This window comes from Fibrobacter succinogenes (assembly GCF_902779965.1).
GTDB lineage: Bacteria > Fibrobacterota > Fibrobacteria > Fibrobacterales > Fibrobacteraceae > Fibrobacter > Fibrobacter succinogenes_F.
On sequence record NZ_CACZDK010000017.1, the window covers coordinates 89,656 to 109,981 of the forward strand.

Below are 20,326 nucleotides of genomic sequence, written 5' to 3' on the forward strand. Positions count from 1 at the left end.
GACTTTAGGAGCGGTTATTTGTCCTGTGCTTTAGTGGCTGTTGATTCCGTATTTTGTGGTTTCAATGGAATTTGAATTTGTTGTTGCGTGTTTTTGGACGCTTGTTTTAAAACTTTGGTTATGGGCACATCGGCTTTGGCGATGGATGCCGCGGGAGCTGGCTGTGCCGTTTTGGCGGGTGCTGCTGCCGCTGCTTTGGCTGGCGCAGTTGTCGTTGCTTTGGCGGATTGTTGTACCGCTAAAGGTTTTGACGTTGATGTTGTTATGGACTGGATACTTGCTGCCTGCTTTGATGGGAGCGTTGACGCTGGTGCTGGCGGCTCCGCTTTTGCAACTACCGGTGCTTCGGCCGGGAGGTTGGCGATATGGTCGAAATAGGCCTGCATCAAAGCCTTGTAGAACATGTCGCCAAGCAATTGATAACCGGCAGTCTTGAAATGAACCTTGTCTTTCTTGGCGAGGTCTGCTTTTTCCCATTTAGCCATGGAACCTAAGCCTCCCATGATGGAGAACTTGTCCCATACGCCTGCCTTGTGCTTGTCGGCGAGCATAAAGAAAGCCTTGCGCGCAACTTCGCCATTCGGGTGCTGCACGTATTTTCTCTTGCGGATTTTGCGGTAAGAGTCGTTGTTGGTTTCAAAGATGAATGCCGTTTTGGGGCTCACCTTGCGGATGCGCTTGATGAGCATGTCATAATCTTCGCGGAAAACCCTGTCGTTAAAGACTTCGACGTTTGCATCGTTGATGCCGATGGCAAAAATCACGAGGTCCGGTTTGTAGTACGACATTTCTTTTTCGAAGTACGGGCAAATTTCTTCGAAGTAGTTTGAAACTTTAGCACCATTGATGCCTACGTTGGTGTAGGTGATGCCAGGAGCATTGTTTTCGGCGAGAATGCCTGTAAGCGTAAAGCGCGGGCGCGGTGGAACTGTATCAACGGCAGCGGCCTTCATGGAGCCTTGATCTTCGTCGCGGTTGAGGCAGTTTGTGTCGAGAACGTCTTCGCAGTCGCCTTGGAACATGGAATCGGCCGCCGTTTGCGCTCCTGAACTTGTTTGCGGCAAAAGTCCGAGCGAATCGAGATGCAATGAATCTGCAACGCGGGCGAGGGAATCGGCTCGTGCTACAGAATCTTTAAAGAGCGAGTCCGTGATGAATTCGGCAACTTCGGCTTGCTTTATGGAGTCTGCCCAGCGGAATGCGATTTGGATAGTATCAATCGGGCGCGGGCTTGTGAATAAGTAGCTTTGGCTTGCGGTATCGAGCGTTCCGTACACATCCATCGAATCGATACGGAGCACGGGCTCTACGTTGTTGCTGTCGCTAAATCCAAAAACTCTAAAGCTTGTTTCTCCCCAGATCGGTTCTGAATTGTATTTGTCCAACAGGAGTGTAATTTCTGCGCGTGGGTCGCTGGTGCTAATAGCAATGCCAAGGAGTCCAAGCGGTTTCGTGATTTCACGCTGGACGTTCTTGTTCTTGTCCCAAATGCCCTTGTAGGAGCTCGCGTAGCTTGCCGGAGTATTTGTTCTTGCAGCCGAATATGGAAACACGAATCCGCGACCCGCCGAAGCACCTGGATATTCTTTAATCAAGTGCTCGCGAATGCGCCCGGAAATAACGTCTGCCTGCAAGTGCGAACCGCCGATGTGGAGAATCCTCACTTTGCCCCTGTTCTCGAAAACAAGTGTATCAAGCTTCTTGAAAAAAGGCTCAAAGCTCGCATTTCCTTGCGGGAACTGGATGGTGTTTAGCGACGTATCAATAAAATCGTATTTCGAAAAGTCAACATCATAATAGCCCGGCGTAATTTCCATGTCCTTCGCGGAAACGGAACCGAAGCTAAAAATGCCGAGAATAGCAGCAATAACGGCAAGCTTCTTTCTCACTTATAAACCCCCTCCGGTTTCTGTGGATTTAGCTTTTTCTTCGTTAAGGTCAATTACTTTGGTTGTGTCTGCGTCAGCTTTCTTTTTATCCGAGAATTTGCGGATGTCCTTGAGCTTTGAATCGTTCAAGTTGTGTCTGTCGCGGAACTGGTAGTAATCGTAATACATGTGGAGTGAAGAGCAGAACAGGTCGCCCATGTAGGCGGCACCACGGCGTGTAAAGTGGACGTGGTCGGTAAAGCCGAGCGGGGGAGATTTCTTGACCCACTTGATCATGGATCCTTCGCCGCCCATCACGCGGTGCATATCCCAGTAGGCAAGGCCATTTTCAAGCGCCACTTCGCGAAGCATCTTGATGGTAATGCCAAGACCCGGGTATGTCTGCCATTTCCCGTTAAATTGTTTTGCCATGTGGGCCGGACCGATAAAGAGAATGTCTGCTTCGGGATTTGCTCTTTGTACGGCTTGAATTTGTCTAGTAATGAGTTTTTTGCTCCAGTCCAAAGTCTTGGTCGTCATGCTCGGCACCATGTTGCCGCCGTATTCCATGATGATAAGCTTTGCATTGACTGCCTTGTAGGATTCTGCAAGCAATTCGCTGTCAATCTTGTGGAAAATTGTACCCGAGCTACCGCGCATTGCAACGTTGTCAACAGCGACGCCGTATTCGCCGTCAACGGAAATGCCGTAAATCTCAGTGCGTCCGCTCAAGTAAAGCTTGATGTTCGAAGTCGTATCTGGAAGTTTCCATGTATAAACTCTCAGCTTGTTGAGTTCTTCGTAAGCCGGAGCGTCTGCCGTTTCCTTCTTGTTCTTTAATTTGTACTTGGTCGTGCCATCTGCGTTGACGCCCACGGAATCATTAACCATGTGCTCGTATGTGAGGCGCAACTTCAGGTTGCCTTTTTTGCCGGCGAGTACCTTGATAGTGGAATAGCCGCCGACATGCGGGAACATATCTTTCTTGCTTTCGCGTTTCTTGATGCCGACGACTGCAGAACCGTTGAGTTCGCCCACTTGGGCAAGTGGTCCGTAGCGATTATGAGTTGCTTGTTCTTCCTTGGGGCCAAAGATGATATAGCGCTTCATGTCTCCGTTGTTCCATTGCGATGTCGATTGCGATGGAATGTGCATCACTGCAGGGAGGAGTCCCGGACCGTTACCGCCAAATTCCGTCTGCAAGTCTTCACGAATTGTGGAAGAAATGCGGTCTTCTTCGAGCTGTGAGTCGCCGTAGTGGATCACGTGAACGGTGGTGGAATCTTTTTGTGCGTTCTGCAAGCTCTGGAAGAATCGGTCAAACCACGTCAGGTCGTCGCCAGGCAAGTCAAAGCGTGTGCGTCCTTCTCTAAAGAAATCCTCGTAATACTTGAGGGAATCCGAAAATGCCGCAAACTGCTTTTGCTTTGTCTCTTCCATCATCTGGCGGATGGCTTCTTCCGGATCCACCTGCTCGACTTTGACCTCGTTTCCGGCGGAGTCCGTCTTTGTTTCTGCCTTCTCGAAAACTTGAGAAAGCTTCGGGTAGCGGAGCGTCGTATCGCCAATGTGGATTCCGTCTTCGGGGTAGGCAAGAGCCATCACCCCGAGAGTTAAGAACAACGAAAGGATGCTGAGTAGTACTTTTACAGGTGTCATGCAGATTAAGTTATTAGTTCTGAGTTACTAGTTACTAGAAATTTTCCCATGCAGTCATCCTCCAAAGGAGGATCCATACAAGTTTTGGGCTTGTATGGAGTCGTTAGGAAAACTAGACTTTCTTCGGTTCGATAACCATCTTGCTGCGTTCAACAATCGCGGCTACGTCGCCCACGTGCATGGTGCCGTCGCGCAGGTCCTTGAATTCGAACTGGCCTTCGGCTGCCTTGTCGCCATCGACATAAATGACGATAGAAGCGCCCTGGTAATTTGCCTGTTCCAGCTGCTTGCCCATCTTCATGGTGGCAAGCGGGTGAGAAACAGAGTTCCCGTTGGCACGGAACACCTGGGCCGTTTCGAAAATCTTCTTCATGTCGTTGGTGAAGCTTGCGATGTAGAAGTCCACATGCTGCTTCGGGCTCGGCAAAAGTCCACGTTCGCGGAGGAGGTCGGCGAGCACAACGTCGCCCATGCCAAAGCCAACGCCCGGGATGCGGTCGCCACCGAGCTTTTCGGTGAGGCTGTCGTAACGTCCACCGCCAGCGATAGCGCGCATGGATTTACCCTTGTCGAACACTTCGAATACGATGCCTGTGTAGTAGGCGAGGCCGCGCACAATGGAAAGGTCGAGGTTCACGCATTCGCTAAAGCCAGCTGCGGCAAGCGTTGCGAACAAGTCTTCGATTTCCTTGAGGGCTGCCGTTGCGTTTTCGCTCTTTACGGCGGCGCGAACTTCTTCAATAGACTTGCAGCTCATGAAATCATCGAGTTGCTTGATCTGAGCTTCGGAAAGTCCTGCTTCGGTAAGTGCCTTGGCAAAAGCTTCTGGACCGATTTTCAAGCGACGGTCGAGCACCGGGTAAACGAGCGCCGGGTTCGGTGCGCCAATTTCTTCGAGGTAGGTGGCGAGGAGCTTGCGGCTCGAAACTCCAATGGCAAAGTCGTTGTCCTTGAGGCCGAACTTGCGCAGCATCGTTGCGATGGAAGCGAGCAAATCTGCTTCGGCGTAGATGCTTTCGGTGCCGATAATGTCCATGTTCAGCTGGAAAAATTCACGGAGACGACCCTTCTGAGCCTTTTCGTAACGGAACAGGCGCGGCATGGAGAACCACTTGAACGGCTTCTTGAGTTCGCGGGCCTTCTGAATCACGAGACGGGCGAGCGTCGGCGTCATTTCCGGGCGGAGTGCGATTTCGCGGTCGCCCTTGTCTTTAAAGTTGTAAAGCTGGCTTACGATTTCTTCGCCGGATTTTCCGGTGTACAGTTCCAGATGTTCAAACATCGGGCCTTCGTATTCTTCGTAGGCAAAAGATTCGGCGACTTTGCGCCAGGTGTCAAAAATGTAATTCTGGATGCGTTCAGCTTCCGGATAAAAATCGCGTGTGCCCTTAGGCAGTTGAGGAATAGCAATACTCATAGTGCGGTGAAATTTAGAAAAATAGTTACTAATTATTAGATTCCAGTTACTAGAAATGCTATTTGAAATGCGTTGGATTCGTTTCGTTCTGATTTACCGAAAACTTTTGGTTTGTGGGGTGGCGCGGAATCAAAAAAAGTTTTTTCAAATCGCAATGTGGTTTATTGGAAAAATTGTTGCTTGCATTTTCGGGCTGAAATATTCTAGAGATATGTTGTTCGAAATGTTCGCGAGATGAATACAAAAAAGCACCCCGCAGGGTGCTTCTTAAGTTTGATGTTTTCGGCTTTAAAATGACCGCAGGTTGCAATGCTTCCTACTGTCTACCGCCTACTTTCTACTAGTCGTCGTCTTCAGCCGGACGCTTGGACATCTGCTTACGCTTGATCGGGTCGAGCTCGGTCTTGCGGATGCGGAGCACTTCCGGAGTGACTTCGATGCATTCGTCTTCGTTGATGAAGGTGACGCATTCTTCCAAAGTCATGCGGCGGTACGGCGTGAGCTGGATCATGTCGTCAGCGGACTTCGAACGCATGTTGGTGAGGTGCTTGCCCTTCGTGACGTTCACGGTGATATCGACGTCGCGGTTGTGTTCGCCCACAATCATGCCCGGATAAACTTCGGCACCCGGACCAATGATGAGGTAGCCACGATCTTCCAAGTTAGAGAGAGCATAGCTTGCTGCTTCGCCCGGTTCCTTGGCGATGAGAACACCGTTGATACGAGACGGAATTTCTCCCTTGTACGGCTGGTATTCCTTGAAGAAGGACTGCGTCACAGCGTAACCCTTGGAAAGGGAGAGTAGCTTCGGACGGATACCGATGAGGCCACGGGAGGGAACGATAAATTCGAGAGAAACGCGGTCGTTTTCGTCGGTGGTCATGTTGACCATTTCGCCCTTGCGCTGCTGGATTTCCTGGATGCAAGCGCCGCTGAATTCGTTCGGAACTTCGACCTTGAAGTCTTCGACCGGTTCCAAAAGTTTGCCGCTTTCGTCTTTTTGGAAAATGACCTGCGGAGACCCGATGGTGAATTCATAAAGTTCACGGCGCATGTTTTCGACGAGAATCGTGAGGTGCAAAATGCCACGGCCAGAAACCTTGAATGTAGATGCACCTTCGGCCTTTTCGACGAGGAGGGCGGGGTCAGCCATGTGGGCGCGTTCCAAACGTTCCTGGAGCTGGTTACCCGTCATGAACTTTCCACCGTACTTGCCTGCGAGCGGCGAAGTGTTCACGGTGAAGAGCATAGAAATTGTCGGCGGGTCAATGTGAATACGCGGCAAGTGAACTGGATTGTTCGTAGAAGAAAGCGTATCACCGATATCGAAGTAGTCAAGACCTGCGATGAGGATGATTTCGCCCGGACCAGCTTCTTCAACCGGCTTCGGGGTGAGACCTTCGTAGCGGAGGAGCTTTTGCGGACGGACGTTCTTGACGGTTCCGTCAGGGAATGCCTGAGCGTAGGTCTGGTTCGGCTTGAACACGCCCTGCTGCACGCGACCTACAGCCAAACGACCCAAGAAGCTGGAGTATTCGAGGGAGGCAATCTGGAGGAGCGGTTCTGCATTCGGATCGCCCTTCGGAGCCGGAATACGTTCGATAATCTTGTCCATCAAGATGCTGAAGTCGCCATCCGGGTCTTCAAGTTCGGCGCGGCAAATGCCCTTACGGCCACTGCCAAAAACTCTGTCGAAATCGAGCTGTTCTTCGGTAGCATCGAGTTCGCAGAACAAGTCAAAGACCTTGTCGAGAGCGAGGAGCGGGTTGCAGCCGTCGCGGTCGATCTTGTTCACGACGATAATCGGGGTAAGTCCGAGTTCCAAAGCCTTCTTCGTCACGAAGCGAGTCTGGGCCATGGGGCCTTCGAATGCGTCAACAACCAGAAGAACGCCATCGACAGTACCCAAAACGCGTTCCACCTGGCCACCGAAGTCGGCGTGCCCCGGGGTATCGACGATGTTCACGCGGTATCCCTTGTACATCACGCTCGTGTTCTTGGAGAGGATGGTAATGCCGCGTTCGCGTTCAAGGTTGTCGGAGTCCATCACGCGGTCCACGATTTCTTCACCTTCATGGAAGGTTCCGCACTGTTTGAGGAGCTGGTTCACCAAGGTCGTTTTACCGTGGTCAACGTGGGCGATGATGGCAACGTTTCTGATTTTTGATTGATCCATATTTTACCGTTTGGCTTTAATTTTCGGCGCAAAGATAGAAAAATGAGCGGAAAAATGCAATATTTAGCGTTCGTATTCTATATTTAGGGCGTGAATTACTTGGCTTTGGATTACGGAGAGCATCGTGTCGGGGTCGCATTTGGCGATTCCGAACTCAAAATGGCGTTTTCTCGCGAGACGATTGACCAGAAGACAACGAACTTGTTCGAGCGTCTGGACCAGCTGGTGAAAATCAACAAGATTGACGAATTTGTGGTCGGGATGCCGTACCACCCGGATGGCCGCAAGGACGGAAAAAACGTAGTCGTTGAGGCTTTTATCAAGGATTTGGCGCTGCGCTTCCCGGGAATGAAAATCCATACGCAGGACGAATCGTATTCCAGCGTGCAGGCGCAGGAATTTACCTCGTACATGAGCAAAAAGAAAAAACAGAAGAACAAGGCCATTATCGACCGCACCGCCGCTGCGATTATACTCCAGCGCTGGTTTGACGAGCAGGGCTAGCCCTGAATAGACGAAAGAACGGCTCTGCGAGCCTATAGACTACAAATGCGTTAGGCGAATGAAGTAGGATTGCTTGCAAGGCTATTTCTGAGCCGGGCATTTGGCACTTGTGCAAAGACGAAAGTGGAATAATGGTGCTTCGCACGGATTCTATGAAAAATCTTTCGTCTTTCGTCTTTGTACATTCGCTTTGCTCATGTACCAACCATTCGGCTCGGCCATGCCCAACTGCGTTGGTCGCGTCGCTCGCCTTGTTTGGTTGTCGTCTTTCGTCTAATACACTCCTAATACCAAACTCCTAAAACCTAACCCCTAAAACCTGTCACCTGTAACCTAATTCCTAACCACCAACCACTGTCTACTAACCACTTTTTTACTATATTTACAACATGGCTAAAGAAATCGATAATTTTGATGATGAAGAAATGGACGAAGCCAACGGTGCGATGCTCGATGCATTGAACGCCGAAGAAAACTTTGTTCCGCAAGTCCGTGACTACAGCGATCGCCGCATCCTTATCTGGGAAGAAGACGATGTCCGCCGTGAAGCATGCCTCGAAGTCCTTTCGGATTTGCTTGTTGGCGCTTATATCAAGACGGTTAAGACCGAAGCTGATGCGCTCCAGCAGCTCGAAGAAGACGATTGGGATACGTTTGTCGTGGATTTCTACACCGAAGGCGTTTCTGTGAGCGACTTCATCAAGCGTGTGAACAACTATCCGGGCTCAATCTTGGTGGCAATTGCCATGGCTCCACTCACGCTCCCCGAAGAACGCGAACCAGCCAAGGCCGAAAACCTGCGCCGCCTGTTCGACATCGAACGCGCCAGCTCGCAGATTCACGCTTAAATAGTAGGCTGTAGACGGTAGGAAGTCGGAAGTTCCCGCCGTCAACAACCCTGTCATGCCCGCCGCTGAGCGGGCATCGTCATATGGTAAAAAAACGGCCGCCCCAAAATGGGACGACCGATTTTTTCATCCTGGAGCCGTCATCCTCGACCCTATGGGATCCAGTGACGATTTGTATTGAACGTTAATTCCCACAGGCGGAAATGCTTCCCGGTGTCGGGGCGCCTGTGCACCAAGAATCCGGTTCGTTGCGCTTGTTCCACAGCCCAATGTTAAGCTGCGAACTCTTGGGGGCCGTTGCCGAAGACGAACCGATAGAAATCGGTGCAACATGGAGCGAATCGGACTTACCGTAATAAAGCGAGTCGAGTACAGTGCCATCGCATTGCAGCACGATTGAACCGGACGTTTTACCGAATTGCGGCATGTTTTCGGCATACTTGTAGATGCTTGCAATATTGGCTGTTTCTCGATTGCCTACCACAAGAACTTCGTTTGGCGGGAGTGCTAACGCATCGATTTCGGCTGCTCCGTTTACGCTTGATGTTTTACCGAGCGTACACTTGTCTAGCACCAGCGTATCTGTGCTGCCGTTGTAGAACTCCACAAAGTTGTATTGCGAAGAATCTTTGTCGTTTGCAACAACGAAAAATTCACTCATGATAAGGTCGTTTGCGACCGGAGTGCGCTTAGTTGCAGGGAGTTTGAGCTTTACTTGTACGTTCACATCTTTGGCTAGTTCGATTGCAAGTGCAATCTTGCTGCGGAGTGATGCTATTTGGAAGTTCGGGATAGGCGAGTTCTCGTCGAGCATAAAGTTGTCTTCCAAACTGAAAATATTCTTTCCGCTCTCGTCTTGCATCGTGATGGTGATATGGTATTCGCGATTCAATTTGAGGTCGCCACTTGTAAACGATACATTGTCGGAATCAAATACCATGGGATAGGAGTACGATTCGTCTTTGCTCGTCAGTTTCATTTCTCCGTTCTTGATGCCGGCAGGGTTTCCAAAACCGATGGGAACTTCCACATAAACAAAACCGACAAGGGCATGCATTGGAATTTTCAGGTTGATGGTAGCGCCGGCTTCGAGTGCGGTTGTGATTTCACCTTCTTGCATCAATGTTCCGTTTGCGTAGAGCTTGGCTTTGAAAATCCATTCATCGCTTGGGAAAACATCAAGGTTAAACAACTTTTTCTCAACGGAATGGACAAAGTGTAGCGTGTCCGGTCCATAGCAATCGAGCACAAGGCTGTCGATTAGCGGTGTATCAGAGTAGTCCAAGTTGAGGGCGACGTTGGCTTGCGTTCCGAGTTGGAAGGCTTGGATGGAATCGTCGTGCGAAGAATCGCTGGAGCAATTCCACAGGGCAAGAGCGGTGAGAGTTGTAGCCGCATAACGGCAGACGTGTTTTTTGAATGTAGGACTCATATAACCTCCTGTTTGTTTTGGTTGGTCCTACTTCTTTAACACGTTTTTTTCTGGCTTTTGTCCGGAAAAATTTGTGTAAAATTTTCTAAATACATTTTTCCCTTGTCATGCCCGTCCCCGAACTCTTTGATTACTTAGTGGTTGACGCTTCGCGTCAGCAGTTTCGGCTCGATCATGACAGTCTGCATGCAGACTGTCGCGACATTCGCCTTGAATGCTATTTAGCACTTATGTGAGCATGATCCGCGTATGGGAATGGCATCTCTTTCTTGTTGCATTTTACAGGTGCAATTTGCTCTTCCCGTTTTCTACGCGGTTGCCTTGCAGTTTTGCGGCGCAGGCTTTGTCTTGCCTGAGAATTTTCACAAGCGCACTCGGGCTAAGCCCGAACGCCGCGGCTGCGGCTTTTGTATCGCCATTCTTTGTCGCCATAATGTCAAAGACATGGGCGACGAACAGCGGAAATTGCGGGTTGCTCGGCTGGATATGCCCGTTGCTTCCCGGAAATTTCATCTCCACAGCCGGAGGTTCTTCTCGGACGTTTAATGCGAGCGCCATTTGCATGCGGTGTAGGGCGTGAATTTTGTTCTCTTTTGCGCTTCTGCTCTCGGAAGACTTAATTTCTAAATTATATTGTTGTAACGAAAGATGAACGCCGGTATTGGTCTTGTTCCTGTGCTGGCCGCCGGGGCCACTGCCTTGATAACCTTTCAAGGAGCAGACTCGTAAAAGTTCATCTAGGTTCATTTTCAGGTAGGTATCGCGATGCATGTGCTGAAAAATAAAATAGTTCTAGCTCTTTTGGTAAGCGTATTTGCTTTTATGGCGGGCTGCGCCGGTTCTTCTGGCGGCTCTTCTCAGGAATCTCCCGAAACTGCGGCTACCCGTGATGCCAAGGTGAAGGCTCAAGAAGCGGATAAACTTGCCATGCTCGAAAGCATGTTCACTGTTTTTAAGGAATCGGTTAAGAATCGCGCACCGTCCGATATTTTACTTGACTTTTTGACGGATCCTTCGGAAGCCTGGCTCGATGAACTCGAAAGTCATGCCAAGTCTTATGATGCTGCCGCGATGGACACATGCCAGTTCTATGAGGCTTATGCCATCGTGCTTTACAGGCTTTTTGAACGCGAACATCTTTGGGATGTTACCGATTACCGCATGCTCTATTTGCTCCTTTATAATAGCGGATTCTTGGATCTGGTGGACCGCGTGAACATGGGCCCGTTCGAAGTCAAGAACGATCGCGGAAGCGTTGGGCTTGCCAAGAGCCCGAAGGTGCCGATAATGCTTTTCACTTGGGATGATACCAAGTGGAAACTCGACCTTATCGAAACGTTGCCGCTTATCACGAAGGGCATTGAAGCAACTGCCGCCAAGAAAAACTGGACGGGCGCAAAACTTGCTCTTTACTGGCTCGACAAAAAGTACCACTTGCAGTATTCTCGCCTCGACGAATCGCTCTTTGAACCGATTGGTTTTTAACGGAAATTTTAAGGTGTAGAGTTTATGCGTAAACTTCTTGCGACTTGCGCTCTTGTTCTTGTTTCTGCGGTATTTGCTACGGCGGCACCTTCTAAGTCGGCGGTTTCGAATAGCGCTTCATCGAATAAAATTTATGGTGCGGTCGAAGCGAAGGAAGGATTTGTAGGCGGTCGCCTCTTTGATGTTTTGGATTCTGTTGGGGGAACGGGAACATGGATGGAATGGGACGTGAACGGCGTTCGCGATCCGTCATTGATGAAGGTGCTCGACCCGATTTTGAATTCCCCGAACAAGCCCAAGATGGTTTGGCTCATTACCGAACGCGAAAAGCCTTTGCTTTCGGTTCTTTTGCCGAAGGGAAAAGGCGAGGTCCTTGTCTTTTACGAACTAAGTGCGCTTGATGCTAAACCTGTTCCGCTCAAACTTAACAAGGTCCTTACTCCCGATGTTGTGTTCAGGGATTACAAACAAATTTCAGAAAACCAGTTCGAACACCTCGATCGCTCGAATTTGAAGATTACGGCTTCTGACAAGTTCATTCGTTTTAGCTACGATAATCCCGATAAAACTCCGCTCCGTTACGATACTGATTTTGCGACAAAAACAATTGTCGAAAAGCATGCGGAGGTGAATGATTATCTCGGTTTCTTGAAATATGAATATTCTTTGATGCTCCGCGCTTTTGTCCAGTCGACTCGTGGCATTTTCAACTGGCAACCATGGCACTGGTACATGGAAAAGTGGAACAAAAAGTTCATGATTACACCCAAGGAAATCGAAATGATTCTCTCCAAGGGGGTTCGTCCCGATTACATAACGCTCTTTAAGGCCAAAGCTACGGGCGGTGAAGTTGTCGAAATGCGCACAACGGGGAATGGATTCCTCGAAATGGTCATTACAAGACCCTAGTTGTAAAAAAAGGAGATGCCCCATCAAGTGGGGTATGACACTCGGCTTCTTTGTCATTCCACTTCGTGGCTTGGCTGCTGCGGCTCGGCAATAAGAATGAGTATACTCATTCTTGCTGCGCTCGCCTTGCATGTCATTCCACTTCGTGGCATGACTAGTTCGCCTCGGATATAGAAACATGCAAGCATGTTTCTGTATCACTCGGCTTCTTTGTCATTCCCGCCTCCGAGCGGGAATCTCCATTTTTAATTTTTACTATCTTAAAATTTGTGAATTCTATCATCAAAAAATTTCAGATTCTTCTGGTTGCTTGTGCAACTGTATCTAGCTTGGCTTCTTCTGTCGTGGAAGATTCCAAGAAACGTTTTATTTTAGACGATGAAGTCTTGGATTCGTCGACGAAATCCTGCGAAGACGGTTCGGGAATGCGCTTTGTTCCCGAAAATGCCTTTTATGTGGATGTCGGTAACGTGCCCGTTCGTCATTACCGCGTGGCGCTCCCGTCGAATGCGAAACCTTCGGTCTCGGTGACAACCAACAAGGTTGTTTCGCTGGGGGCTTCGCCTTGTAAGTCAACGCCGGCAAAGATTCCTTCTGTTGACGTTTCGAGTCCGTTCTTCAAGGATAACTTGTGGATGGTCGATGTGTTTGTGCCGCTTTATGTCAAGGATGGTGGCTCGGTTGCTCTTCGCAAGAATTTCCGCTTGAATGTGGATTTTGGATCAGTAAAGGTGAGTGGTCGGAATCCGGGGGCCCGTGCGCTCATGCTGGTTGAAAACGCCGTCGCTGCAGCCCAGTTTGGTTCAACCTCTACTAATGCGGCTTTGCGCCGTGAAGCAACTTCGGAATTTGATAACGTCGTTCAACTTGCCGAACTGGTTGTAGGCGACGAGAATATGGCTACGTTCAGTGAAGATGGTTGGTTTGCTGTCGGCTATAATACGATTCGCAATGCGCTTCTGAAGGTTGGGCGTCAAGATGAACTCGATGCTATCCCTGTCGAAAAGGTTTGCTTGTATGGTGCCGCGCCGGATACACTCGCTGATATGGTGCCTGGTGCAGCCCTCCGTTCTCCTAACCAAATTTTTGAACTGCCTATTAAAGTGGTTGACCGAAATTCTAATGGAAATTTTGACGAAGGCGACTCGCTTTATTTCGTAGGCTACGGAAATGCTTTTTGGAAACGCGTGGATTCAGAGCCGACACAGATTTCAAATGTGCCCAAAACGAACATGGGTTATTTCCATTCTTACTCGCCATATTCCTATTACCAACATTTTGTTTTCGGTTATAAGCAAACAGGGAAGGGGCTCCGCCTAGAAACGCTTGCTGCGCCGAAGTCTTCTGCAAAGAATATCGATTGGTTCCGTTATGTTCGTGCCGAAAGAGATGAGCTGTTGCGTGATGGTTACCATGGATCGGATTGGGACAAAACAACGGGTAAGGAATACTTCTGGAAATGGCGTGAGCAAGGGGATACGCTTGAACTGTCAGCGGAAGATTTGGAATTCAAGGCAACGACGACAAATCTGCCGGGCCTTGTTTCCGGTGGCAAAGGCTTTGTCGCTGTTTCGTTCTTCCCGCTTCGTTCGATGAACTCCACTTCGATTTCGGATAGTAGCTATGCAATACGCGTGAGTCCTATTTGCTTTAGTCTGAAGGTAAATGGTTCTTCGTATTCTAAAGTACGTGGGGAAGAACTTTACTGGGGCGATGGCGATATGTTGCCCGGCGGCAATTTTAGTGTACCGACTAGTGCGCTCAAGTCTTCCGGTAACAAGTTTGAATTGTCGATTTTCAATTGTACGGCCCAAGCGGACCGCTTTGACGGTTATTCTGTGGCTTACCAGTGGGATCCGTCTGCGGTTTCCATTGATTCTGCGGAATGGATGTTGCCGGGTTTTGCAACAGGCGTAATTCGCATTCCTGTGGGCAAAGATTCAGATTTGCGTTTGATGAAGTTTAAGAACTTGGCGCCTGTAGGCCTTTTGAAAATTACAGACGGAGTTGCAATCGATAGCATTGGAAGCAATGATGATGTTCGCTATTTGCTGTATAGCGAAAAAGATCGTCGTCGAGCGTTTAGTGTAAAGGGGATTCCTGTTCCGTCCAAAAACTCGGTTCAGAAGCTTGCTAATATTTCTTCGAAGACGGAGTATCTCATTGTTTCGCCAGAAGAATTTTTGGAACAGGCCGAGGCTTTGGCGGAGTTCCGCTCTGGAGAAAAGTCGGCATCGAAACTTGTGACGGCGGTTGTTCCTGTTGAAAATATCTATAGGCATTATACGGGTGGTGCGCTATCGCCGATTGCCATTAGAAACTATATCGCCTATGCTCGAAGCGTGTGTCCTAATTTACGATTTGTCTTGCTTGCCGGGTCTGGCCATTATGACTACCGTGGAAGCAAGCACGGTAAAAACTATATCCCTCCGTATGAAAAAGAATCTACTGTGACGGAAGACTTCTTTAGCGTCTTGGACTCCGGTGAAGTTGTACGTGGTGGTAAATCGTATGATGTCGATATGGCTGTGGGGCGCTTGCCGGTTTCATCTGTGCAGGAATTTGAATATTATAATGAAAAGGCGAGAGATTACGATGAAATCCAGAGGTTCGATCACGGCGAGTGGAAATCTACGTTGTTGCTTGCTGCCGATGATGCTTATAACGGCTTATCTCCGGACCCGATGGACCATACCATCTATCAAGAAAATTTGGCCAATTTGGTGGATTCGACAGCCGATTCTCTTGGCTTTAGAATGAACATGAAGAAAGTTTATCTTTTGAATTACGAAGCCGATGCTGCGGGGCAAAAGTTGGATGCCGCCAACGATTTCTTGAACATGTTGAATCAAGGTGCGCTGATGTCCTCCTATTATGGTCATGGCTCCAAGGTGGCTTGGGCTTCGGAAGGTTTGATGAAACTTTCGTATCTCTCTAGACTTTCGAATAAAAAAAGATATACGGTGTTGAATTCTTTCTCTTGCACGGTTGGCCGTTTTGATGAAGGCGATTCCAAATCGATGACTGAAGCTTTTGTGCTTTTGCCTCAGGCAGGTGCTATCGTTGCAATTGGTGCCGCTCGTGAAACGTATGCTGGTCCCAATGATATCTTTGCCAAAAATTTTGTGAGCCGTGCGCTTCTTAAAAATGGCAATTACTTGGGCTTGGCTTATATGCAGGCTAAGGACAACGTTTTCATGTATAAAAAATCAGTCCCGACTTATACGAGTAATGTCTTTAATGCAGAGCATTACGTGTACGTGGGTGAACCTGTAATTCGCATGCCTTTGGCCGATTTAAAGATTACTCTGGATTCGCCGATTGATTCCATTAAAGCTCTGGATAAAGTAAAATTGTCTGGAAAGGTGTCTGGAATGTCTTCGGGAAATATTGCTCTAACTTTGAGAGAAGGCCGCTATACCAAGCACCTTGATATGATAACGACATCTCATTATGCCGATGTCAAATATGATGGAGCTCTAATTTATTCGGAAATTGTTCCTGTTGTCGGTGGCCGTTTTGAAACGGAATTTGTGACTCCGAAAAAGCTGAACATTGGTGATTCTCTTGCGGAATTCCGTGCTTGGGCATATTCTTCGAATGATGTAGCTATTGGTCGTTATTTCGAAAAGAATATCAGTATTACGAGCGTTTCGAATTATGCGGATTCGTTGAATGATAAAACTCCGCCGACAATCAGTATTCAATTGTGCAATGCCGGCGAGAAAACTTCATTTGTTGATAAACAGCACGTTAAACTTCAAACTCCGACTTGCTTGCAAGTCGTTGTTGAAGATGAAACGGCTTTGGATTATCGCGAACAAGCTGATGAAGGAATTACGTTTGAAATGTATGGACTTGAAAATCCGTATCATCCGTCTCCGTTCTTGGAACAGTCCTCGAAACGCGCTGTTGCTCGCAAGACGTTGACGACGGAAGCTTATCCGCCGGGATCCTATTCGTTTGTGGTTCGTGCTTTGGATGTTCTTGGAAATGTTTCGACAAAGATTGTGTATGTTGACATTATGGAAAATATGCAGGAAGGCCTTGCCGATGTATTCAACGTTCCAAACCCGATGGGCAAGAAAGGAACGACGTTCTACTTCAAAAACCTCTCTTCCGATACGGATCCGGACGTGAACATCTTTATCTATAACCAACATGGTAGACTTGTTAAGGTCATCAAGAATGCCAAATCTGGTGAAACGCATTGGGATGGTAGAGATAATTTCGGGCGTTTGCTGGCTAATGGTTTGTACCACTATGTAGTGCGGAGCAAAACCAAGATTTCGGATGCATTTAATTCTACGGAATCTAAAACAAAGACTAAAACTCAAACTTGGACTAAAAAACAAAAATTGTTGATATCGAGGTAATCAATGGAATTGCGTGAAAAACCGGGTAAAGTTCAGAAACTTTTGGAACTTTCACTCCGCTTTCGTTTAATTTTTGTGCTTTTGATGATTGGCTTTTCTGTGGCCTTTGTGGCTACAGGTTGGCAACAGATGGCATCGCTCCCGCTCGGCGCCTCAGAAGCGCTTGGCATGTGGATCTCTAGGTTTACGAATGTAGTTTCGGCTTGGCATTCTTCGCAGTACATTATTGTTGCTGCGCTTTCGATGATTGTCCTTTATTTTGTATTTGGCGGTATGCGTGGAGGTTTTGGCGGTTTATTTGCGCTAGCTGCTTTTGTGGGCGCGCTGTTTGCGCTTGGCGGCGATGAGGACATGCTTTTCGTGTTCTTTGCCGTGTTTGCGGGCTTGGCGCTTTTGCTCGTGCTCTTTGTCAAGTGGAGTGTCGCTTGCGCCCTGTTCCCGTTTGCGCTTTCGTGGGTGTTGCTGACTGGATTTTTGGCTTGGTTTCCGCTGATGGTGGGGAAGGCTTGGCTCATGTGGGCGGTACTTAGCGCCATCGCTTTTTCGGGCGTTGTCGCATGTGCCTTGGTCGCCGGTAAGGAACTCGGCGAAGGTTCTCCGCAGGCGGGTGCGCTTGTAAAGGCGGGTAAAAGGATGCTAGCTCCGGTCTTGATTGCATCTTTGCTTGCGCTTTCGGCTCTTGTGGTTGATATGAGCGTCATTGTGGACTGGAGGCGCATTGGCTGCGCTTCGATTATCTGGGTGGCTTTTAATGTGTGGTTCTTCGGATTTACCTTCGGAACCATGTCTTTTGCTCCGTGGGAACGCATTCGTGCGGGTTCACGCCGAGTAAAAATGAGCGACAAGAAGAAACCTGCAAAAAAGAAAAGTAAGAATTAGCTTGAGTGCTGCTCAGACGTGTCATCCTGAGTGTGGTTTGCTTCGATAAACTCAGCACAGGCTTAAGCTCACCAACCTGCAAGGTCCCTGAGCTTGCCGAAGGGCAAAGTCGAAGGATTAAAAAAATTCAAAAGCGTCTCGGGCAATTTGCCTGAGACGCTTGTTGTTGGAGTGTGGATGTTTTATTCTTTCTGTTCTTAATATTAGATTTCTTTAAAGCGAAAAGCCCTACTTTCGTAGGGCTTTTTATGGATAAAAAATCCATGTTGAGAAATGGTGTTGAGAATTTTGTGGGGTGCAACTCTCGGCTTACGCAACGTGAGAATTTGCTTCGCAAATTCTACGTCGCTGCGGCTCGGTTATGAAAACAAGCAAGCTTGTTTTCGCAACTCTCGCCTTAAGCAATGTGGCGCTACTTCGTAGCGCATGTTGCTGCGCCTCGGATATAGCAACATGCAAGCATGTTGCTGCATCGCTCGGCTTAGGCAACGTGGCACTACTTTGTAGCGCATGTTGCTGTAGCGCATGTTGCTGCGCCTCGGATATAGCAACATGCAAGCATGTTGCTGCATCGCTCGGCTTAGGCAACGTGGCACTACTTTGTAGTGCGTGTTGCTTCGCCTCGGATATAGGAGTAAGCAAGCTTACTCCTGCATCGCTCGGCTTACGCAACATTCATACTCTGTTCGCGGATGCACTCGATTTCGTTCTTGAGTTCGATGGCGAGGGCGGCGATTTCGGCATTCTGGCACTTGGTGCCGAGCGTGTTCGCTTCGCGACCCATTTCTTGCAAGATGAACCCGAGATTCTTGCCCTGGGCGCCGCCCTTGGCGAGCGCGTCGAGGAACAGCTTGTTGTGGCTGCGGAATCGCGTGATTTCTTCGTGGATGTCGAGCTTGTCCGCCATGATGCAGGCTTCTTGCAAAAGGCGCACTTCGTCGATTTCGGAATCCTTCATGAGAGTATTAATGCGTTCGCGGAACTTCGTTTTCCACGTCTCGATGCGCTGCGGATCGAGGACTTCGACTTTGTCGATGACTTCGTTCAGGTGGATGACGCGGCGGGTGAGGTCCACGGCGAGATTGGCGCCTTCTTTTTCGCGCATGGCGATAACGCCGTCCAAAGCCTTGTCGAGTTCGGTCTTCAAGTGCTTTTCCCAAACTTCATTGTCGTCGTTTCCGTCGGTGAACTGCAAAACTTCTGGAATCGCAAGCACATGTTCGAGCTTGATATCGCCGGCAATGCCGTACTTTTTCTGCATGGCCTTCGTGATTTCTACGAACTTGGAAACAGCTGCTTCGTTGTAGCAAACGGGGATGTTCCCGGCGTTGCCAGCCCCGAGTGTGATTGAAAAGTTCACGGAACCGCGGACGAGTTTGTCCTTGATTTGGGCCTTGAAATCGTTTTCGAGGTAGGCGAAATTCTTTGGAATCTTGCTTGAAATTTCAAGAAAACGGCTGTTCACGCTGCGCACTTCGATAACGCAACTGACTCCGTTCAAAGTGGATTCGCTTTTACCGAATCCGGTCATAGAAATAATAGACATACTACAATTATAATAAAAAATGAAGGTGGAATGATTTCGTTCCTGGATGTGAGGTTCTTTGTATACTTGATTTTGTTTTTTGCATAAAACGAATTGATAATGTTTGTTTTTGTGGTTTTTGTATCTTCATGATACAATATGAATCATTTTTACTATAAAGTATTTAACTTTTTACATTAATTTATATTTGTTATTTTAGTTTGATTGTATATTTATTACGCTGTAAGAAATAAATCTTACAAATTAATAAAGGTGCGCATTAAATGTTAAAAAGATTCATCCCCTTGCTTTTCCCGATTGGTATGATTGCTTGTTCCCAGGATTCTGGCGTTGAACAGGTGTCTGGAGGCTCTGCTTCTGCTACTAAAACGGAATCGCTTGAACCTTTGCCGTTCTTTATCTTTGGCGAAGATGGATCTCGTTTCAATCAAGATGCTGAAAGCGGTACGCTGCTGAAAAAAGAACTGAAGCGTTCTAAGTTGGTAGTTGCCAACGAAGAAACGTTTGATTCTTTGAGAGTTGTCTATCGCTCTCTTGCCGAAAATATGGAAGGCTTTGAATATCCTGCAAACTATTTCTGCCAAAACGAACTGCTTGCTATCAATACGGATTATAGCGAAGTCGTGACGGAAAATGGAAAAGTCCTTTTGAATGATGCTTTGTTGTTGGAAGGATGTGTTGATATTTCAAAGGATGAAAATGAAATATCGTTAAAGAAAACAACGACGTTTACAGATTATCCTCAGACTAGAACTTATACGAAGTTCCCTGTTAGAGTTTTTGGTGAATCGTACGCAGCACCATTCCGTAAGCCGAGCCCAAATACTGGCTACCAGTATAAGGGTATCTCCGCTTTGAGTGTTTACGTTTATGTAAGCGGTACTGGCTATGTTCCGTATAAGCCTAGCTATGCTAAAGTGATTAGTGTTCCGTTTAGAATTGCCTCTTGTGGTGGCACGGGCTCTGCTTTTGCGTGCGAACATCGTAAGGGTGAAGCGCTCATGTCTTCTACTGGTTATGCAGAACACTGTGATGGTAATATCTCATGGACTTATGATGATATGGTTGGCGTAGTAGGTAAGCATGTCGTCATTAGTGGACAGGATACGATTATATTTAGAACTTCTTATAACATAAACGAATCCTTGGCATCTCGCGTTTATAGCAGATATTTGCACTATAGCTTCTAATCAAACTTTTGTTTGTAGAAGTAAAAAAGCTTTCCTT

General features: G+C 48.1%; 14 protein-coding genes. 7 read left to right on the forward strand and 7 right to left on the reverse strand.

The genetic code is table 11. The features are described from left to right. Positions 1–14: 14 nt before the first annotated feature. The 4 genes from HUF13_RS09175 to typA form a co-directional block, all read right to left on the reverse strand. Entirely contained in the window at positions 15–1,889 is a 1,875-nt protein-coding gene (locus tag HUF13_RS09175; RefSeq protein ID WP_173474841.1) for a GDSL-type esterase/lipase family protein, read from the reverse strand. Next, entirely contained in the window at positions 1,890–3,527 is a 1,638-nt protein-coding gene (locus tag HUF13_RS09180) for a hypothetical protein (RefSeq protein WP_173474842.1), read from the reverse strand. A 112-nt stretch (positions 3,528–3,639) separates the two neighbouring features. Further along, positions 3,640–4,944, reverse strand: coding sequence for a histidine--tRNA ligase (gene hisS / locus HUF13_RS09185; RefSeq protein WP_173474843.1), 1,305 nt, complete (start codon positions 4,942–4,944; stop codon positions 3,640–3,642). Positions 4,945–5,284: 340 nt separating this feature from the next. Further along, the gene (typA, locus tag HUF13_RS09190; RefSeq protein ID WP_173474844.1) at positions 5,285–7,120 is read right to left on the reverse strand and encodes a translational GTPase TypA; all 1,836 of its coding nucleotides are present in this window, start codon (positions 7,118–7,120) and stop codon (positions 5,285–5,287) included. A gap of 90 nt (positions 7,121–7,210) precedes the next feature. Here typA and ruvX point away from each other — a divergent pair, with 90 nt between their 5' ends. Both ruvX and HUF13_RS09200 read left to right on the forward strand, forming a co-directional pair. Next, positions 7,211–7,624 carry a Holliday junction resolvase RuvX gene (gene ruvX / locus HUF13_RS09195; RefSeq protein WP_173388267.1) on the forward strand — a complete coding sequence of 138 codons (414 nt, stop codon included), beginning with the start codon at positions 7,211–7,213 and terminating at the stop codon, positions 7,622–7,624. A gap of 389 nt (positions 7,625–8,013) precedes the next feature. Beyond that, positions 8,014–8,472, forward strand: a complete 459-nt coding sequence (locus tag HUF13_RS09200) for a hypothetical protein (RefSeq protein WP_173474845.1) — start codon at positions 8,014–8,016, stop codon at positions 8,470–8,472. Positions 8,473–8,656: 184 nt separating this feature from the next. On the opposite strand, the gene HUF13_RS09205 is transcribed toward HUF13_RS09200, so the two are convergent. Further along, positions 8,657–9,904 (reverse strand): lamin tail domain-containing protein, encoded by a 1,248-nt coding sequence (locus tag HUF13_RS09205; protein ID WP_173474846.1) that lies wholly within the window; start codon positions 9,902–9,904, stop codon positions 8,657–8,659. A gap of 279 nt (positions 9,905–10,183) precedes the next feature. Then, the gene (locus tag HUF13_RS09210; protein WP_173474847.1) at positions 10,184–10,675 is read right to left on the reverse strand and encodes a peptide chain release factor-like protein; all 492 of its coding nucleotides are present in this window, start codon (positions 10,673–10,675) and stop codon (positions 10,184–10,186) included. On the opposite strand from HUF13_RS09210, the gene HUF13_RS09215 reads away from it, so the two are divergent. The 4 genes from HUF13_RS09215 (at position 10,670) to HUF13_RS09230 (ending at position 17,553) form a co-directional block, all read left to right on the forward strand. Next, complete coding sequence (locus tag HUF13_RS09215; protein ID WP_173474848.1) at positions 10,670–11,389, forward strand: hypothetical protein; 720 nt, start codon at positions 10,670–10,672, stop codon at positions 11,387–11,389. The two genes, HUF13_RS09210 and HUF13_RS09215, sit on opposite strands and share 6 nt — an antisense overlap. A 24-nt stretch (positions 11,390–11,413) precedes the next feature. Further along, on the forward strand, positions 11,414–12,298 hold the full coding sequence (locus tag HUF13_RS09220) for a hypothetical protein (RefSeq protein WP_173474849.1): 885 nt from the start codon (positions 11,414–11,416) through the stop codon (positions 12,296–12,298). 269 nt (positions 12,299–12,567) lie between these two features. After that, positions 12,568–16,674: a C25 family cysteine peptidase gene (locus HUF13_RS09225; RefSeq protein ID WP_173474850.1), complete on the forward strand. Its 4,107-nt coding sequence runs from the start codon at positions 12,568–12,570 to the stop codon at positions 16,672–16,674. A 3-nt stretch (positions 16,675–16,677) separates the two neighbouring features. Then, positions 16,678–17,553 (forward strand): hypothetical protein, encoded by an 876-nt coding sequence (locus HUF13_RS09230; RefSeq protein ID WP_173474851.1) that lies wholly within the window; start codon positions 16,678–16,680, stop codon positions 17,551–17,553. A gap of 664 nt (positions 17,554–18,217) precedes the next feature. Here the strand turns inward: HUF13_RS09230 and HUF13_RS09235 are convergent. Next, a complete protein-coding gene (locus HUF13_RS09235) occupies positions 18,218–19,099 on the reverse strand; it encodes a YicC/YloC family endoribonuclease (protein ID WP_173474852.1) in 882 nt (293 codons plus the stop codon). Positions 19,100–19,362: 263 nt separating this feature from the next. Here HUF13_RS09235 and HUF13_RS09240 point away from each other — a divergent pair, with 263 nt between their 5' ends. Next, on the forward strand, positions 19,363–20,289 hold the full coding sequence (locus HUF13_RS09240; RefSeq protein ID WP_173474853.1) for a hypothetical protein: 927 nt from the start codon (positions 19,363–19,365) through the stop codon (positions 20,287–20,289). The last annotated feature ends 37 nt before the right edge of the window (positions 20,290–20,326 follow it).

What these genes read in the sequence shown, in the direction of transcription:
- HUF13_RS09180 (WP_173474842.1), bottom strand. Translation starts at nt 3,527, where the DNA reads ATGACACCTGTAAAAGTACTACTCAGCATCCTTTCGTTGTTCTTAACT.
- HUF13_RS09235 (WP_173474852.1), bottom strand. Translation starts at nt 19,099, where the DNA reads ATGTCTATTATTTCTATGACCGGATTCGGTAAAAGCGAATCCACTTTG.
- HUF13_RS09200 (WP_173474845.1), top strand. Translation starts at nt 8,014, where the DNA reads ATGGCTAAAGAAATCGATAATTTTGATGATGAAGAAATGGACGAAGCC.
- typA (WP_173474844.1), bottom strand. Translation starts at nt 7,120, where the DNA reads ATGGATCAATCAAAAATCAGAAACGTTGCCATCATCGCCCACGTTGAC.
- HUF13_RS09220 (WP_173474849.1), top strand. Translation starts at nt 11,414, where the DNA reads ATGCGTAAACTTCTTGCGACTTGCGCTCTTGTTCTTGTTTCTGCGGTA.
- HUF13_RS09215 (WP_173474848.1), top strand. Translation starts at nt 10,670, where the DNA reads ATGCATGTGCTGAAAAATAAAATAGTTCTAGCTCTTTTGGTAAGCGTA.
- hisS (WP_173474843.1), bottom strand. Translation starts at nt 4,944, where the DNA reads ATGAGTATTGCTATTCCTCAACTGCCTAAGGGCACACGCGATTTTTAT.
- HUF13_RS09205 (WP_173474846.1), bottom strand. Translation starts at nt 9,904, where the DNA reads ATGAGTCCTACATTCAAAAAACACGTCTGCCGTTATGCGGCTACAACT.
- HUF13_RS09240 (WP_173474853.1), top strand. Translation starts at nt 19,363, where the DNA reads ATGTTAAAAAGATTCATCCCCTTGCTTTTCCCGATTGGTATGATTGCT.
- HUF13_RS09230 (WP_173474851.1), top strand. Translation starts at nt 16,678, where the DNA reads ATGGAATTGCGTGAAAAACCGGGTAAAGTTCAGAAACTTTTGGAACTT.
- HUF13_RS09210 (WP_173474847.1), bottom strand. Translation starts at nt 10,675, where the DNA reads ATGCATCGCGATACCTACCTGAAAATGAACCTAGATGAACTTTTACGA.